This is a genomic window from Halomonas sp. LES1, assembly GCF_031846005.1.
Lineage (GTDB): Bacteria > Pseudomonadota > Gammaproteobacteria > Pseudomonadales > Halomonadaceae > Halomonas.
Genome location: NZ_JAVRGC010000002.1, coordinates 501,522 through 516,561, shown reverse-complemented (window position 1 = coordinate 516,561; position 15,040 = coordinate 501,522). Strand labels below are relative to the sequence as shown.

Sequence of the window (15,040 nt, the reverse complement as noted above, 5' to 3'; positions counted from 1 at the left end):
CAACAGCACCATAACAACGGCACCATAACAACGGCACCACAACAACGACGCAGGAGCTCGACATGACACGTTTGACGCGTAACATCAGCCTCCACACCATCATGGTTGGGGTCCTGGCCTGCCTGATGCTGGCCGTCCTCGCCGTTGCTGGCATGGGCTTCCTTGCCAGCAAACAGGCCAGCGACACCATGGCCACACTGGATCAGATCAATATCCGCCAGCTTAACGAAATCAATCGTGCCGATGCCCTGCTCACCGGGGCGCTCCTGGATCTCGAAACCGCTTCCAACCACTTCATGCTGGGGCGCCGTGGCGAAGCCGACAACCGTCTCGCCTCTGCCCTGGATCAAATCGGCAGAGCCGAAGAGCGTTTCGAGGCTTTTGCGGCGGTGCCAAGAACCGAGGAAGGCTCTGAGCTGGGAGCAAAAATCGAGGCCACCTTCACCGAGATGCTTGACCTCGCACGTCAACAGCACCAGGCCTTGGACCAGTTGAACTCCAGTGCCTTCAGTGTGCTTCGCGTACAGATGGTCGAGCCGGCCAAGGCGCAGGAGGCTGCACTGACCGACTTCGTGCACTACGCCGATGATCGCGGCAGCAAGCTACAGGCCGAGTACAACCGTATTACCGAGTTTTACGCGACACTGGGCGCTAGCGTCCTCGCGATCATCGCCTTGCTTTCTGCTCTGATCTATCTCGGCCTGCGCGGTGTGGTTATTCGCCCACTGAACCATGCAATCGCGACCCTGGAAGGTATCGCCAAGGCGGACCTGACTCAGGAGATTCAAGACCATGGCCGCAACGAAATCGGCAAGTTGTTTGCAGCCATGCGTGATATGCAGCAAAGCCTGATCCGCATCGTCGGTGATGTCCGTGACAGCAGCGCCTCGATTCACCTGGGCACCCGGGAGATCGTCAGCGGTAATGCCGACCTCTCCTCACGCACCGAGCAGCAGGCCGCCTCTCTGGAGGAGACGGCCTCGAGCATGGAGCAGATTACCGCCACCGTGAAACAGAACGCCGACAATGCCCGGCAGGCGAGCCGCCTGGCACTGGATGCCTCCAACACTGCCGAACGCGGTGGTGATGTCGTCCAGCAGGTTGTGAGCACCATGCACGGCATCTCGGGCAGCTCAAGGAAAATTGCCGATATCACCGGGGTGATCGACTCCATCGCTTTCCAGACCAATATCCTGGCTCTCAATGCCTCGGTAGAGGCGGCTAGAGCCGGCGAGCATGGGCGTGGATTTGCGGTTGTCGCCAGCGAAGTCCGCCAACTGGCCAGTCGTAGCGCCGACGCTGCCAGGGAGATAAAAGCCCTGATCGACAGTTCCGTCGGTCAGGTCACCCAGGGCTCCAGCCTGGTGGAGCAGGCCGGCACGACCATGCAGGAAGTGGTCGAGTCCGTTCGCCGTGTCACCGACATCATGGATGAGATCTCGGCAGCCTCTCAGGAACAGAGCGACGGCATCGAGCAGGTCAGCCAGGCCGTCGGCCAGATGGACCAGGTGACACAGCAGAACGCCTCGCTGGTCCAGGAGGCCGCGGCCGCGGCCGCTTCTCTCGAGGAGCAGGCGAGCCGCCTCGAGAGAGCCGTCGCGGTCTTCCACCTGACACGGCCGGCCTCCTCTGGATCATCAATGCCAGCAGCATTCCCAGGGCCCACCGATCAGGGCACTCCCCGTGATGCGGCCGTCATCACCGACGGGCGGCATGCGGCAGGCTCCCGTTCACTCCAGACGACCCAGACCTCTCTTCGCCGGGAGACGCCTGCCGCGGCGGAGTGGGAAGAATTCTGAACAGCTCGGCAGCCATGCCGAAGCAACTTGCCATGACACGACATGAGGATAACCGATGGCAGACAAGAACATGAGCATCCTGGTAGTGGATGACTTCCCGACCATGCGCCGGATCGTGCGCAGCCTGCTCAGGGAACTGGGCTTCACCAATGTTGAAGAGGCCGAAGATGGTCAGGACGCCCTGAACAAGCTGAAGTCCGGTGGCTTCGAGTTCGTGGTATCGGACTGGAACATGCCCAACATGGATGGCCTGGAGATGCTCAAGCAGATTCGTGCCGATGACTCACTGAAGGAGCTGCCCGTGCTGATGGTCACGGCCGAAGCCAAGAAGGAAAATATCATCGCTGCCGCCCAGGCGGGTGCCAATGGCTATGTGGTGAAGCCCTTCACCTCGGCCACCCTGGAAGAGAAGCTCAACAAGATCTTCGAAAAACTTGGCATGTAACTTGATATATAACTTGGCTTGCAACTTGGCATGTAACAACGGCCGTCGTGGGGCCCTGTGCCCTGCGGCGAGGAGATGAGGCATGAGTAACGATCTTCCCCAGGGAAACCAGGCCGCTCACAGCGATGACCTGGTTCAGCGCATCGGGCATCTGACCCGAATGCTGCGCGAGAGCATGCGCGAGCTCGGTCTCGACAAGGAGATCGAGCGTGCCGCCGAAGCGATCCCCGACGCTCGCGATCGGCTTAGCTATGTCGCCAGCATGACCGAGCAGGCCGCCGACCGTGCACTGAACGCCATCGACCGGGCGCAGCCGCTGCAGGACAGCCTGAGCGAGGAAGCGAAGTCTCTCGATAGCCGCTGGGCTGAGTGGTTCGCCGAACCCAAGGAGCTGGAGGAGGCGAAGGCACTGGTCACGGACACTCGCCGCTACCTGGCAACGGTTCCCGACAAGACCCAGGCTACCCATCAGGAGCTGCTCGATATCATGATGGCCCAGGACTTCCAGGACCTGACCGGCCAGGTGATCAAGAAGATGATGGACGTGATCCGCGAGATCGAGCACCAGCTTGTACAGGTCCTGATCGACGCCGTGCCCAGCGGCCAGGCACGCGACGACCTGCAGAAGAAGGCCAGTGACCAGTGGGAGTCCGATGATCGACGCCGTGGAGAGGGGCTGCTCAACGGCCCCCAGGTCAAGCCGGATAACGAGGATATCGTTACCGGCCAGGATCAGGTGGATGACCTGCTGGATCAACTGGGCTTCTGACGCCTCCCCCCGCCGATCGATGAATTGGGCCGCGTGTCGCCGATAAGACCCCGATTACCGGCCCTTTTTAACGCATCACCCCTTTCCTGCCGGCGTCACAATGGCCAGGGTGCATACGCGTGCCCGGTAATCGACCATGGCTGACCAGGATAGCGATCAGGAAAAGACCGAAGAGGCCACGCCGCGACGCCTGGAAAAGGCACGCGAGGAGGGCCAGGTCGCTCGATCCCGGGAGTTGGCGACGTTTATGCTGCTGCTCGGTGGCGTGGTCGGTCTGTGGAGCATGGGCGAGATGCTCTATGGTCAGCTCGGCATGGTGATGGAGCAGGCGTTCTTGTTCGAGCGTCGCCAGGCCATGGAGACCACGCCGATGCTGATCAATGCGCTGAACCTCGGCAGTCGTACGCTCTATGCCATGCTGCCGCTGTTTCTCTTGCTGACCGTGATCGCCCTGGTAGCACCCGCCCTGCTCGGAGGCTGGCTGATTTCCGCCAAGTCGCTCAAGCCTCAGCTTGGCAAGCTCAACCCCTTCAAGGGGTTGAAGCGTATCTTCGGAGTACAGGCGCTGGTGGAGCTGGCCAAGGCGATCGCCAAGTCCCTGCTGGTGGGCAGCGTAGGGGTCGCCTTTCTCTACCTGAACCGTGGTGCCTTCATGGACCTGATGGACCAGCCAGTGCGTCAGGCCCTGGCCCAGGCGCTATGGATGGCCGCCCAGGCCAGTGGCCTGATGGTGCTGACACTACTGGTCGTTATCCTGATCGACGTGCCCTACCAGATCTGGAGCCACGCCAAGAAGATGCGCATGAGCAAGGACGAGGTGAAACGCGAGCACAAGGAGTCCGAGGGCGATCCCCAGGTCAAGGCGCGAATACGTCAGCAGCAGCAAGCCATGGCGCGCGGGCGGATGATGAGCAAGGTACCGGAGGCCGACGTGATTATCACCAACCCGACCCACTATGCCGTGGCGCTGATCTACCGTGAGCAGGGCATGCAGGCACCCCGGGTCATTGCCAAGGGGGCCGACGCCGTGGCCGCCCGGATTCGCGAGCTGGGTGATGAGCATGCCATCCCACGCCTGGAGGCCCCACCGCTGGCGCGTGCCCTCTATCATCATGTCGATCTCGACCAGGAAGTGCCGATGTCACTCTACTCTGCCGTGGCGGAAGTCATGGCCTGGGCCTTCGGCCTCAGCCGCGCGCGGCAGGAGGGCGGTGAGCCCCCACCTCTCCCCCATGACCTGCCGGTGCCCGATGAGCTCGATGTCGCGGCACCCAATGGCGAGAACGACGAGGCACGTCCATGAGGGGCTTGAGCCACTATCTGGGGCAGCAGGACTGGATGGCCAGGGTCCCGATGAAGGTCCTCGCCGGCCCCGTCTTGATCATCATGATTCTGTCGATGATGATCCTGCCACTGCCCCCCTTCGTGCTGGACCTGCTGTTCACCTTCAATATCGCCCTGGCGGTGATGGTGCTGCTGGTGAGCATGTTTACCCAGAAGCCGCTGGACTTTGCCGCCTTTCCGGCGGTGCTGCTGTTTACCACCCTGCTGCGCCTGTCGCTGAACGTCGCCTCCACCCGTGTCGTACTGATGGAGGGTCATGCCGGGGGGGATGCCGCCGGCAAGGTGATCGAGGCCTTCGGTCAGTTTCTGGTGGGCGGCAACTTTGCCGTCGGCCTGGTGGTCTTCCTGATACTGGTGGTCATCAACTTCATGGTCATCACCAAGGGGGCCGGCAGGATCGCCGAGGTGGGCGCCCGCTTCATGCTGGACGCCATGCCCGGCAAGCAGATGGCCATCGATGCCGACCTCAACGCCGGCCTGATCGGCGAGGAAGATGCCAGGAAGCGCCGCAGTGAGGTGTCCCAGGAGGCGGACTTCTACGGTTCCATGGATGGTGCCAGCAAGTTTGTGCGCGGTGATGCCATGGCCGGCCTGGTCATCATGGTGGTCAACATCATCGGCGGCCTGCTGATCGGCATGCTGCAACACGATATGGCCTTCGAGGCCGCCGCGCGCACCTATGTGCTGCTGACCATCGGTGATGGGCTGGTCGCCCAGATACCGGCCCTGGTGATCTCGACCGCCGCGGGTGTCACGGTATCCCGCGTGACCACCGACCAGGATGTCGGCCAGCAGATGATCAGCCAGCTGTTCGTCAACCCTCAGGTCATGATTCTGGCGGCCGGGGTCATGGGGCTTCTCGGCCTGGTGCCCGGCATGCCCAACCTGGTGTTCCTGATCTTCACCGCCCTGCTGGGCGGGTTGGCCTGGTGGCTGATGCGTGAGCGCGAACGCAAGCTGGTCGAAGAAGAGATCTCTGCCGCACCCGCGCCGGTGCAGGAGGCGCCGGAGGCGAGCTGGGATGATGTACAGATGGTCGATACCCTGGGGCTCGAGGTCGGTCACCGCCTGATTCCGCTGGTCGATGCCCGGCAGCAGGGCGAGCTGCTCGGGCGGATCAGGAGCGTGCGCAAGAAGTTCGCCCAGGAAATGGGTTTCCTGCCGCCGGTAGTCCATATTCGCGATAACCTGGAACTGAGTCCCAACAGCTATAGCCTGAGCCTCAAGGGCGCGGAGATCGGCCACGCCGATGCCTATCCCGGGCAGTGGCTGGCCATCGATCCAGGCCAGGTGACGGGCGAGCTGAAGGGTACCCCGACCCGAGAGCCGGCCTTCGGCCTTCCCGCCGTCTGGGTCGACAGCGACCAGCGTGAACATGCTCAGGTGTTCGGCTACACCGTGGTGGACGCCAGCACGGTGATCGCGACCCACCTCAACCATCTGATGCAGCGACATGCCGCTGAAATGCTGGGGCGTGCCGAGGTGCAGAAGCTGCTCGACAAGCTCGGGGAGGAGAACAAGGCGCTGGTCGAGGATGTGATACCCAAGGTGATCAGCTTGACGGTATTCCAGCGCATCCTGCAGAACCTCCTGGAGGAGGAGGTCGCCATCCGTGACCTGCGCACTATCCTGGATACCCTCGCCGAACACGCCCCTCAGCAGCAGGATGCCAACGAGCTGACGGCACTGGTGCGCATCGCGCTGGGCCGCGCCATCACCCAACAGTGGTTCGGTGGCCAGGAGCAGCTCAATGTCATCGGCCTGGATGGCCAGCTCGAGCAGGTGCTGAGCCAGGCCATGAATGGCAACGGCGCCCTCGAACCCGGCCTGGCCGAGACCCTGATGACCCAGGCCCAGCAGGCACTCGAGCGCCACGAGAGCAGTGGCGAACCGCCGGTGCTGGTCGTGCAGCACAACCTGCGTGCCCTGCTGTCACGCTTCCTGAGACGCCGCCTGCGCCATCTGGCGGTGCTGTCTCAGGCCGAAATTCCCGATGATCGCACTCTACGTGTCACCACCCTGGTTGGAGGACGCTAAATGGGCGTCATGCGCTTCACTGGAGTCAACAGTCGCGAGGCGATGCGCCAGGTGCGTGAAGCACTCGGCGACGACGCCCTGATCCTGGCCAACCGCCCCACCGACAATGGGGTGGAGATCCTGGCCATGGCCGATGATGCCGTCAATCACCTGGCCGCCTCCCCTGCTCCTGCCCCCGCCACTCCAGCGGTCGAGCCGCTCGCGCGCGGAGATCGTCATGAGCCCCCGGAGTCCGGCTCCTCCGCCTCCCACCCTGCCACCTCCGGAAGGGAGGCGCCCGACCTGCAGGCCATGAGCGAGCGACTGCTCAGCGAGATGCAGGACATGCGCGCCCTGCTGGCCCGAGAACAGGCGCGCCGCCACCCCGAGACCGACTGCGCCGGGCGCCTGCGACGCATCCTGTGCGAAGCCGGCTTCAGCCCTGCCTTTACACGGCGGGTCGTCACCGGCCTGCCCCGCGAGCTTGATCGCTCCTCGCCGGATGACGAGCGCCCCCTGGCCTGGCTGCAGCGACAGCTGGCCAACCAGCTGAGTGTCGCTGAAGACGGGGAGGCATTCTTTGACCCCCCCGGCATCACCGCCCTGGTCGGCCCCACCGGGGTCGGCAAGACCACGACCACGGCCAAGCTTGCCGCACGCTATGTGGAGCGCCACGGTGCCGAGCGTGTCGCACTGGTCACCACCGACAGCTTTCGTATCGGCGCTCACGAGCAGCTGAGGATCTATGCCGAACTGCTCGGCATTCCGATGGTGGCACTGGACCCCCAGCAGCCGGTGGATTTCCTGGCACCCCGCCTGCTGGGACGCCGCTGGGTGATCATCGATACCGTTGGCATGAGCCAGCGCGATCAGCGGGTGGTCGAGCAGATTGCTCAGCTTCAGGGTGGTCGGGTCACGGTCAAGATGGTGCTGCTGCTCAATGCCGCCAGCCAGCCGGAGACCCTCGACGAGGTGGTCCGGCGCTACCGCGATGCCGCCGGCTCCGCCAACGCCCGGATCGAGCGCTGCCTGCTCACCAAGCAGGACGAGGCATGCCGCCTGGCGCCGGCGCTTGAAACCATCATCCGTCACGGCCTGACCCTCTCCTTCGTCTCCTGCGGTCAGCGGGTACCCGAGGACCTGACCCTGCCCGACGCATCGTCACTGGCGGCCCGTGCGCTATCCACCCGTTCACCACTCTCGGTAGAACCGCCTGCGCCATCCCCGGGGCCGGCATCCAGTGGCGGCCAGCTGCTGGGGCAAGGCCGCCGTATCACCTTGTGCCTGACGCGGCTGCGCCATCGCCTGCCAGGGTTCAGTGCGCTCGAGAGCGCCTGGGACCTGAGTGCCGCTTCGGCCGAGCGCCAGCATGAGGCGCTACCGGCTCTGCTGAAGCCTCCCGCACACACGCCACCCGCCGCCGGTCTGCTCTGGGCCCCACGCCGGCCCGCGCGCAGCAGCGACTGGCGCCTGCCCGACATGCTCCTCGACGCCATGGGCCTTCCCCGTCTGCCAGTTCTGCTGCAGCATCACCAGCCCACGGATGAGAGCGAGCGTCTGCAGGCCGCCATGACACGCTGCGATGATGAGTCACCGTTGTTTCAGCTGTTCCCGACGCTACCCAGCGCCACGCTACGCGAGCAGCTCGAGCGGCGCGATATCCGCTGGCTTGCCCGCGCTCAACCGGCAGCGCGAGTCGTTCACCAGGGGGAGCCTCTTGCCCTCTCACGGCTGGCCGCGCTGGCCGAGCCTGACGGACAACTGACCGCTCGCCTGCGCGGAAAGGCGGTCAAGGCGTCACTCTCGAGGCTGCCGGTCTCCTTGCTCGCCAAACACCTCTCCGACCGGGCAGCCCCCCACTGCCAGGCATGGCATATGGTGCTGCATGACGAAGAGAGTGGCCGCCTGCTCGGCAAGCGTTACTGGCTGACCTCCTCCATACGACCCGTCGAGACTCGGCCGCTGCTGGCCGCACTGCAGGGCGAAAGCCTCGAACCCTTGACGCGCCAGGCCATGTCGACGCTGAAGGAGTGGCTGCCACCCACCACACGCCCCGAGCTGACCCTGGCATTGGCCGCCGGCATCGCAGCCGTGACGACTCACCTGGAGCATGCCGAGGATGAGGAGGCCATGGACCTGCGCGCCGAGCTGCTCGAACTGCAGGGAGGTCGCCGCCGGCGCCGTGACACCGCCCTGCTCCAGGCGCTGCTGCAGCTATTCGCCACGCGTGACGCGATTCGCCAACTCCAGACCGGCGGGGGTGCGGCCTAATGGACCAGGCGGCAGGACTGCGTAGCAGGGCGGCCAGCAGGTCTCGTCCCGCGGCATCGGCCCGGACCACGCTAATGGTGGTGGGGCCGCAGGGCTGTCTCGACACGGTGCGGGCCCTGCTCAAGCAGTGGCACCACCAGGGCTACCGCTGGCTGAGTGATCCGGATGGCTGGCGCCTGGTGCCGGTATCACCGCACAGCGCCCACCTGGCGACACTGGCCACCGAGCAACCCCGCTGGGCACTGTGGGTCGACCGTGATGCCGAAGCCTTTCGCCGTGGCCTGGCGACGCTCACCGCCCTGCGCCAACAGGGTGGCCCCAGGCGCCTGCTGGCCGTACACCACCCCGATGTGCCTCGTCGCGGACTCATCGAGAACCTTCGCCAGGTGGCCGCCAGCCGTCTGGAGATCGATCTGCTGGTATTTGCGAAATGATGTACCGTCTTCTCCTGTCGCTGTTCACGACCGGCCTGGCGCTGCTCTCCCTTCCCAGCCTGGGAGCCGGTAGCTGGGTGGCGAGCGATACCGGTCCCAGGGTTGCCCTGGCCAATGTGGCGGTACACTCCAGCCCCCTGGCCCCTCCCTCTCCGGTAGCCGGCAACCGCGAGATCACCAGCGTGACATGGCGATACTCACTCCCCCATACGGCACGCCAGCGGGTAGCGGTTCGGCTCTGCCACCCGCATCGATGCCTACCACTGCATGGGGAGCGCGGGAGCACCGAGGAGCTGGCCGGCCTGAGCGCCGGCCTGCCACTGCGGTTCGATTTTCGTCTGACGACCCCGGGTCCCGCGGTCCAGACACGAGGCCTGCAGGTCATCGTCAACTATCGTGAGGGTTAGCTGCGAGGCATAGCAATGTATACAGCACATGGAAAGATCGACCAGACGCAGCTGATCGAGCAGTACTTGCCCCTGGTGCGCCGCCAGGCGCTGGCACTTCGGGTAAGATTGCCTGCCAGCATCGACCTGGATGACATGATCCAGGCCGGCACCGTCGGTCTGCTTGAGGCACTGCAGCGCTACAAGACCGGCCAGGGGGCCAGCTTCGCCACCTTTGCCAACCAGCGCATCCGTGGTGCCATGCTCGATGAGCTGCGCTCGCGGGACTGGTTGCCACGCAGCGTGAGGCGTGGTGCTCGGGCCATGGATGCGGCGATTCACCGGCTCGAGCAGCGTTATGGCCGCCCGCCGGAAGAGACCGAGATCGCCCAGGCACTGGATATCTCGCTGGAGGAGTACCGGCGGCTACTGAACGATACGAACAACGGTCAGCTGCTGCCGTTCGAGGAGCTGATGGAGGAAGGGGGCGAGGGACGGCTGCCCGCGGAAGACAGCCAGGCCACCCCCTTCGCCCAGCTGCTCGACCAGGAGCAGCGCGGGCGCCTGGTGGAAGCGATCGAGGCCTTGCCGGAACGCGAAAAGCTGCTGATGGCGCTTTATTACCAGGAGGAGCTCAACCTCAAGGAGATCGGGGCCGTGCTGGGTGTCACGGAGTCCCGGGTCTGCCAGCTACATAGTCAGGCGGTGAGCCGATTGCGCACTCGGCTGGCCGAAACGCGCTGATTGGGTATGCTGTTCTCCCTTTCCCCTGCCCTACCAACCCCGGAGCCAATGGTTTATGAATCCATCGACGCTGATCGGCATCCTGGCAAGCTGCGTACTCCTTGCCAGCGTCCTGTTCTTCACCGCCGAGTCTCCGCAAAGCTTTATCAATCTTCCCGGGCTTGGCATCGTCATCGCGGGCACCATGGCGGCCACCTTTATCAGCTACCCCCTGAAGGAGGTGCTCAGGGTCGTGCGCCTGGTGGGCATTGTCTTCCGGCGCGAGAACACCTATATCCGCGACGATATCGAGGAGCTGGTCTATCTGTCGCGACTCTGGCTGAAAGGCGATGTGCGTGCCGTGGAGAATGCCCTGGAGGAGACGCGCAACCCCTTCCTTCGCAACGGCATTCAGCTGGTCATTGCCAATACCAAGGAGGAGGAGATCCACGACCTCCTGCGCTGGCGTATTGCCCGGCTCAAGGCGCGTGAACATGCCGAGGCACAGATCTTTCGCACCATGGCGACCTATGCCCCGGCCTTCGGCATGATTGGCACCCTGGTCGGCCTGGTGAATATGCTCGAGGTCATGGAGGCAGGCGACCTGCATGTCATCGGGCCGCGCATGGCGGTTGCCCTGTTAACCACCTTCTATGGCATTCTCCTGGCGAACCTTGTCTTCAAGCCCATTGCCGTCAAGCTTGAGCGGCGTACCGAAGAGCGCCTGATCGCCATGAACATGGTGCTGGAGGGGATCTCCATGATCACCAAGCGTCGGCTGCCCTCCTTTATCGAAGAGACCCTCCACTCCTTCGTCGCCAACTACCACGACGAGATACGTGACCCGGAGCGCCCTGGCCGACATGGCAACGAGGCCTCTGCAGATGCTTGAGCGCCACCCCCATGACGCCCTATCCCCTCTCCCCCAGCGGGATAGTGATGCGGAGAGCTGGCTGATGAGCTATCTGGATGTGCTGACCCTGCTGATTACCCTGTTCGTTCTGCTGCTTGCCATGACAGAACATGGCCAGGGCAGTCGGGAGAGTCGGAGTGCCGTGAACGCCCCAGGCAGCATCGCGCCTGTCGCACGGAGTGCAGTCATGGCCGTCATGTCCGACGGCACGCCTCAGCCAGCAGGATTGCTACCCCGGCACAGCGGGCTGCAGCCGCGCTTCAAGGGGCTGGAGACGGAAGGCATCAGTGTCGTGGAAGGCGAGGAGGGCATTACCCTGCGCATTGACAATAACCTGCTCTTTGCCAGTGGCCAAGCCGCCCTGGCCCCTCGCGGAGAGGACGTACTCGATGGCCTGGTCGAGACGCTGAGCAGCGTCGATGGCAGCATTTCGGTGGTCGGCCATACCGATAACCTGCCGATCAACACGGCCCGCTTCCCGTCCAACTGGGAACTCTCCGCGGGACGCGCCATTTCCGTGCTGCGCTACCTGGCCACCCAGGGGGTTTCGAAAGACCGATTGCGTGCCATCGGCTATGCCGACACCCAGCCCCTGGAAAGCAATGACAACGCCGCGGGCAGGGCCGCCAACCGTCGAGTGGAGCTTCTTATCAAGCAGCCGCTCAAGGGGTGACGGCGCGAGTCCTCAGACACAATCCCCCCACCACAAGACGGAATTGCCAGCGGCACCATTCGGCAACGGCTCACAGCCGCTGCTCCACCCGCTCCAGAATCTGCCGGCTCACGCGGTTGACCAGCGGCGTGGCGGCCTTGTTCACCGCCCTCTCCAGCAGCTTGCTGCGCAGCGTATAGGTCAGGGTCAGGCTGACCTCGGTGCCCCCCTCGACCGGGCGCAGGCGATAGCGCCCCCGGTTCTCCACCCCATCCAGCGACTCCCAGGCCAGCGCCTCCGGCGCGCGCCGCTCGGTGATCGCCACATCGAAGTGCCAGTCGCGCCCCACCGCATGTACATGCCAGCGGAAGCGGTCATCGCCCAGCGGTTCGATGCTGTGGATCAGATCGGAGTAGTCGGCGAAGTCCTCGACGCGCTCCAGCAGCGCGAAGACCCGCTCCGGCGCTGCCGCGAGAATCGCACTGTGCTCGATGGTGGCCATGGCATGCTCCCTGCTACACGGTTCGACGAATCAACGAAGGCCTCGAGTATCGCAGCTCCCTCAGGGGTTTTGGAAATCCACGCCCAATGTCACCTCCAGCTCATGGCCCGCCTCCGCCGCCCAGGCCAGCAGCGAGTCACGCAGCGCCTGCTGGGCGTGGCGCTCGCCATGCACCAGCCGAATATGGCGCGGCGGGCGACGCATGCGCCGCACGAAGTTCAGAAGATCCCGGGCATCGGCATGGGCCGAGTAGCCGGAGACCGTCTCCACACGGGCGCGAATATCGATGCGCTCGCCATCGAGCGCCACCCAGCCACCCCGGGGCCCATAGCGCTGGATATCGCGGCCCGGCGTGCCGGCGCCCTGGTAGCCGGTAAACAGCACGCAGTGGCGCGGATCACCCAGCATGCGCTTGAGGTAATTCACCACCCGCCCGCCACTGACCATGCCGCTGGCCGCAATCACCACCGCCGGCCGGTGGCTATCGGCCAGATAGGCCACCGTACGCTCGTGTTCCTCATGCGAGCTAACGGTATAAAAGTTCTCTAAGCTGAGCGGATGCCGACGGCGCGCAGCCTAGCGTGGGCCTCGGCGTCCCACCAGGGCCTGAGCTCGCGATAGACCTCGGTGAAGCGCGCGGCCAGAGGCGAATCGACGATGATCTCCAGCTCCCGCCAGCGCCGACTGTCGGCCCGGTGGATCAGCGTCTCCATCTCGTAGAGCAGCTCCTGGGTGCGACCGATGCTGAAGGCCGGGATCACCACCGTGCCACCGTTGGCAAGGGCCCGGTCGATGGCCGCCTTGAGCCTGCCGCGACGCTGGCGGCGATCCTCGTGACGCCTATCGCCATAGGTGCTCTCCAGCACCAGGGCATCGCAACCCCGGGGCGACCGCGGCGCCGGCAGCGGCGGCGCATAGGGCGCGCCCAGATCGCCGGAGAATATAATGCGCTGGCCAAGCGTATTTTGAACAACACTGCTCTTACGGTCGAGCAGATCCACCTCCACATAGCTGGAGCCGAGGATATGCCCCGCGCGCTGCAGCTTGACCCGCACCCGATGGCGAGCATCGTCCACCAGGGTGTGCCACTCGCGGTAGCCCAGCGGCACTAGCCGCTCCTCCACCTCGCCCAGGAAGCGCTCGATCAATGCGCGATCGCGGGTGAAGCCGATCTTCAACGCATCTTCGATCACCAGCGGCAGCAACCTGGCGGTGGGCATAGAACAGAGGATCGGCCCCGAGTACCCCGCAGCCAGCAGATAGGGCAGCCGGCCGATATGGTCGATATGCACATGGGTCACCACCAGCGCCAGCAGATCCTCGACGGGGAAGCTCACCCTGAGCTGCTCGAAGCTGTCGAGGTGATCGGCATCCTGGCCCTGGAACAGGCCGCAGTCGACCAGCAGCGCGCGATCCTTACTGATCTGCAGGCGATGACAGCTGCCGGTCACGCCACTGGCGCCGCCATGGTGGGAAATGGAGGGAAAGGTATCGAGAAATTCGCTCATGGGGTGGGCCTCCCTGCCGGTTACGTTACGACAGTGTAGGCAGCCAAGCGAACAAGCGGCGACATAACAAACGCACAACGCGAACAGGCCGCCGATCCTGGGATCGGCAGCCTGCTGGGTCTTGCCGGGGCTCGTTATCAGAAGCGGCTATGGCGCCCTGGCAACGAGTCCTGCGTCGAGCTTACTTGCCGCTCTTGGCAGACGCTTCCTTGCCAGACTTGCTGGTGGCGGAAGCGGTGGCCTTCTCGGCGCTCTCCTGAACCTGCTTAACGCTTTCCTGAGCCTGCTTGACATTGCCCTCGGTCAGCTTCTGGCTCTCCTGCACGAACTCCTGCTGCAGGGCCACGACCTTCTCGGCGTCGCCCTTCAGGCGCTCGGTCAGCTGCTTGGCGACGTCCTGCTGGCCTTCGACGTAGCGCTTCAGGCCTTCGGCGTCCTTGACCTCGACCAGGCGGCGCAGCTGCGCCAGATTGAGATCGGTGTAGGCCCGGGTGGCCTCGAGCTGGGCGTTGACCAGCTTCTCGGTGTAGTCTACCGAGAGGGCCGCGAAGGCACGGGCCGGGGCGAAGTACAGGGAATCGATCTGGGCGGTATCGAACTGTTTGGTGTCGAATGAAAATGCATTGGTCATCTGGGAACCTCCTAGTTCAGTGTCTGTGAACGGAGCCTCTTGCGTGAAGGTTCCGCTCTGATGCACTGCAACAATAGCAGATGTTTTTGTGCATCGCAACAAACTTTAAGAATCTTTGCGCTCTGTAAAAAACCAGCGGCCGGCATATCTGCCGGCCGCTGGTTGATTCAGGCTAGAGGGGGAACGGAGGTCTGCTCCCGATTGATCGTAGCCGTGTCACTGATTGACTTAGTTTTGATCAACACCAATCTCAATATCGCCAGTATCATTATCGCCAGAGCCCGAACCGGAATTATAACTAACAATTGTATTATCCTGGGCATTGACAGTAAGGGAAGTACATGATGGCGATGATCCATCATTAGCACCATCAAATACATCACTTGTATCTGGATCAGCGTTACCAAGAGCTCTCTCAGCTGCAACCGCATTAGCAAATGCCTTAGCTTCACTCTGGCAAGCCCCATCTTCCGCATTATCGACATAATCCTGGTATTGCGGAATCGCGATGGCCGCCAAGACCCCAATAATCGCCACCACAATCAGCAGCTCGATCAAGGTAAAGCCCCCCTGAGCCTTGTTGAGCCGTGCCTTCTTCATCATCATTTGCTTCATTCCTTACCCCTTGCTTGCCATTCCGCCGTGGC

14 protein-coding genes and 1 pseudogene are annotated in these 15,040 nt (G+C 63.7%); 11 read left to right on the top strand and 4 right to left on the bottom strand.

Features of this window, described 5'->3' with window-relative positions:
• The first annotated feature begins 62 nt into the window (after nucleotides 1–62).
• The 11 genes from RM463_RS06580 to RM463_RS06530 all read left to right on the top strand — a co-directional run bounded on the left by RM463_RS06580 (nucleotide 63) and on the right by RM463_RS06530 (nucleotide 11,773).
• Nucleotides 63–1,799, top strand: coding sequence for a methyl-accepting chemotaxis protein (locus RM463_RS06580; protein ID WP_311429458.1), 1,737 nt, complete (start codon nucleotides 63–65; stop codon nucleotides 1,797–1,799).
• A gap of 55 nt (nucleotides 1,800–1,854) precedes the next feature.
• Complete coding sequence (gene cheY / locus RM463_RS06575) at nucleotides 1,855–2,244, top strand: chemotaxis response regulator CheY (RefSeq protein WP_311429457.1); 390 nt, start codon at nucleotides 1,855–1,857, stop codon at nucleotides 2,242–2,244.
• Between the two features lie 82 nt (nucleotides 2,245–2,326).
• Complete coding sequence (gene cheZ, locus RM463_RS06570) at nucleotides 2,327–3,013, top strand: protein phosphatase CheZ (protein WP_311429456.1); 687 nt, start codon at nucleotides 2,327–2,329, stop codon at nucleotides 3,011–3,013.
• Nucleotides 3,014–3,149: 136 nt separating this feature from the next.
• On the top strand, nucleotides 3,150–4,316 hold the full coding sequence (gene flhB / locus RM463_RS06565) for a flagellar biosynthesis protein FlhB (protein ID WP_311429455.1): 1,167 nt from the start codon (nucleotides 3,150–3,152) through the stop codon (nucleotides 4,314–4,316).
• Nucleotides 4,313–6,394: a flagellar biosynthesis protein FlhA gene (gene flhA, locus RM463_RS06560; protein WP_311429454.1), complete on the top strand. Its 2,082-nt coding sequence runs from the start codon at nucleotides 4,313–4,315 to the stop codon at nucleotides 6,392–6,394. The genes flhB and flhA overlap by 4 nt, the downstream gene beginning before the upstream one ends.
• Nucleotides 6,395–8,644, top strand: coding sequence for a flagellar biosynthesis protein FlhF (gene flhF, locus RM463_RS06555; protein WP_311429453.1), 2,250 nt, complete (start codon nucleotides 6,395–6,397; stop codon nucleotides 8,642–8,644).
• 74 nt (nucleotides 8,645–8,718) lie between these two features.
• A complete protein-coding gene (locus tag RM463_RS06550; RefSeq protein WP_311429452.1) occupies nucleotides 8,719–9,078 on the top strand; it encodes a hypothetical protein in 360 nt (119 codons plus the stop codon).
• On the top strand, nucleotides 9,078–9,485 hold the full coding sequence (locus tag RM463_RS06545; protein WP_311429451.1) for a flagellar protein FlhE: 408 nt from the start codon (nucleotides 9,078–9,080) through the stop codon (nucleotides 9,483–9,485). Before RM463_RS06550 ends, RM463_RS06545 begins: the two co-directional genes overlap by 1 nt.
• A gap of 15 nt (nucleotides 9,486–9,500) precedes the next feature.
• Nucleotides 9,501–10,208, top strand: a complete 708-nt coding sequence (locus RM463_RS06540) for an RNA polymerase sigma factor FliA (protein WP_311429450.1) — start codon at nucleotides 9,501–9,503, stop codon at nucleotides 10,206–10,208.
• Between the two features lie 55 nt (nucleotides 10,209–10,263).
• Nucleotides 10,264–11,079, top strand: a complete 816-nt coding sequence (locus RM463_RS06535) for a MotA/TolQ/ExbB proton channel family protein (protein WP_311429449.1) — start codon at nucleotides 10,264–10,266, stop codon at nucleotides 11,077–11,079.
• On the top strand, nucleotides 11,051–11,773 hold the full coding sequence (locus tag RM463_RS06530) for an OmpA family protein (RefSeq protein WP_311429448.1): 723 nt from the start codon (nucleotides 11,051–11,053) through the stop codon (nucleotides 11,771–11,773). Before RM463_RS06535 ends, RM463_RS06530 begins: the two co-directional genes overlap by 29 nt.
• A gap of 70 nt (nucleotides 11,774–11,843) precedes the next feature.
• On the opposite strand, the gene RM463_RS06525 is transcribed toward RM463_RS06530, so the two are convergent.
• The 4 genes and pseudogenes from RM463_RS06525 to RM463_RS06505 all read right to left on the bottom strand — a co-directional run bounded on the left by RM463_RS06525 (nucleotide 11,844) and on the right by RM463_RS06505 (nucleotide 14,999).
• Nucleotides 11,844–12,254, bottom strand: coding sequence for an SRPBCC family protein (locus tag RM463_RS06525; protein ID WP_195687615.1), 411 nt, complete (start codon nucleotides 12,252–12,254; stop codon nucleotides 11,844–11,846).
• A 60-nt stretch (nucleotides 12,255–12,314) separates the two neighbouring features.
• A pseudogene (locus tag RM463_RS06515) lies at nucleotides 12,315–13,762 on the bottom strand (MBL fold metallo-hydrolase RNA specificity domain-containing protein).
• A 181-nt stretch (nucleotides 13,763–13,943) separates the two neighbouring features.
• Nucleotides 13,944–14,393: a phasin family protein gene (locus RM463_RS06510; protein WP_311429445.1), complete on the bottom strand. Its 450-nt coding sequence runs from the start codon at nucleotides 14,391–14,393 to the stop codon at nucleotides 13,944–13,946.
• Between the two features lie 228 nt (nucleotides 14,394–14,621).
• Nucleotides 14,622–14,999, bottom strand: a complete 378-nt coding sequence (locus RM463_RS06505; RefSeq protein WP_311429444.1) for a prepilin-type N-terminal cleavage/methylation domain-containing protein — start codon at nucleotides 14,997–14,999, stop codon at nucleotides 14,622–14,624.
• Between the last annotated feature and the right edge of the window lie 41 nt (nucleotides 15,000–15,040).

Excerpts from the sequence above, each read along its gene's own strand:
- flhA (WP_311429454.1), top strand. The coding sequence starts at position 4,313 with ATGAGGGGCTTGAGCCACTATCTGGGGCAGCAGGACTGGATGGCCAGG.
- RM463_RS06550 (WP_311429452.1), top strand. The coding sequence starts at position 8,719 with ATGGTGGTGGGGCCGCAGGGCTGTCTCGACACGGTGCGGGCCCTGCTC.
- RM463_RS06580 (WP_311429458.1), top strand. The coding sequence starts at position 63 with ATGACACGTTTGACGCGTAACATCAGCCTCCACACCATCATGGTTGGG.
- RM463_RS06540 (WP_311429450.1), top strand. The coding sequence starts at position 9,501 with ATGTATACAGCACATGGAAAGATCGACCAGACGCAGCTGATCGAGCAG.
- flhB (WP_311429455.1), top strand. The coding sequence starts at position 3,150 with ATGGCTGACCAGGATAGCGATCAGGAAAAGACCGAAGAGGCCACGCCG.
- RM463_RS06545 (WP_311429451.1), top strand. The coding sequence starts at position 9,078 with ATGTACCGTCTTCTCCTGTCGCTGTTCACGACCGGCCTGGCGCTGCTC.
- RM463_RS06530 (WP_311429448.1), top strand. The coding sequence starts at position 11,051 with ATGGCAACGAGGCCTCTGCAGATGCTTGAGCGCCACCCCCATGACGCC.
- RM463_RS06510 (WP_311429445.1), bottom strand. The coding sequence starts at position 14,393 with ATGACCAATGCATTTTCATTCGACACCAAACAGTTCGATACCGCCCAG.
- flhF (WP_311429453.1), top strand. The coding sequence starts at position 6,395 with ATGGGCGTCATGCGCTTCACTGGAGTCAACAGTCGCGAGGCGATGCGC.
- cheY (WP_311429457.1), top strand. The coding sequence starts at position 1,855 with ATGGCAGACAAGAACATGAGCATCCTGGTAGTGGATGACTTCCCGACC.
- RM463_RS06505 (WP_311429444.1), bottom strand. The coding sequence starts at position 14,999 with ATGATGATGAAGAAGGCACGGCTCAACAAGGCTCAGGGGGGCTTTACC.
- RM463_RS06535 (WP_311429449.1), top strand. The coding sequence starts at position 10,264 with ATGAATCCATCGACGCTGATCGGCATCCTGGCAAGCTGCGTACTCCTT.
- cheZ (WP_311429456.1), top strand. The coding sequence starts at position 2,327 with ATGAGTAACGATCTTCCCCAGGGAAACCAGGCCGCTCACAGCGATGAC.
- RM463_RS06525 (WP_195687615.1), bottom strand. The coding sequence starts at position 12,254 with ATGGCCACCATCGAGCACAGTGCGATTCTCGCGGCAGCGCCGGAGCGG.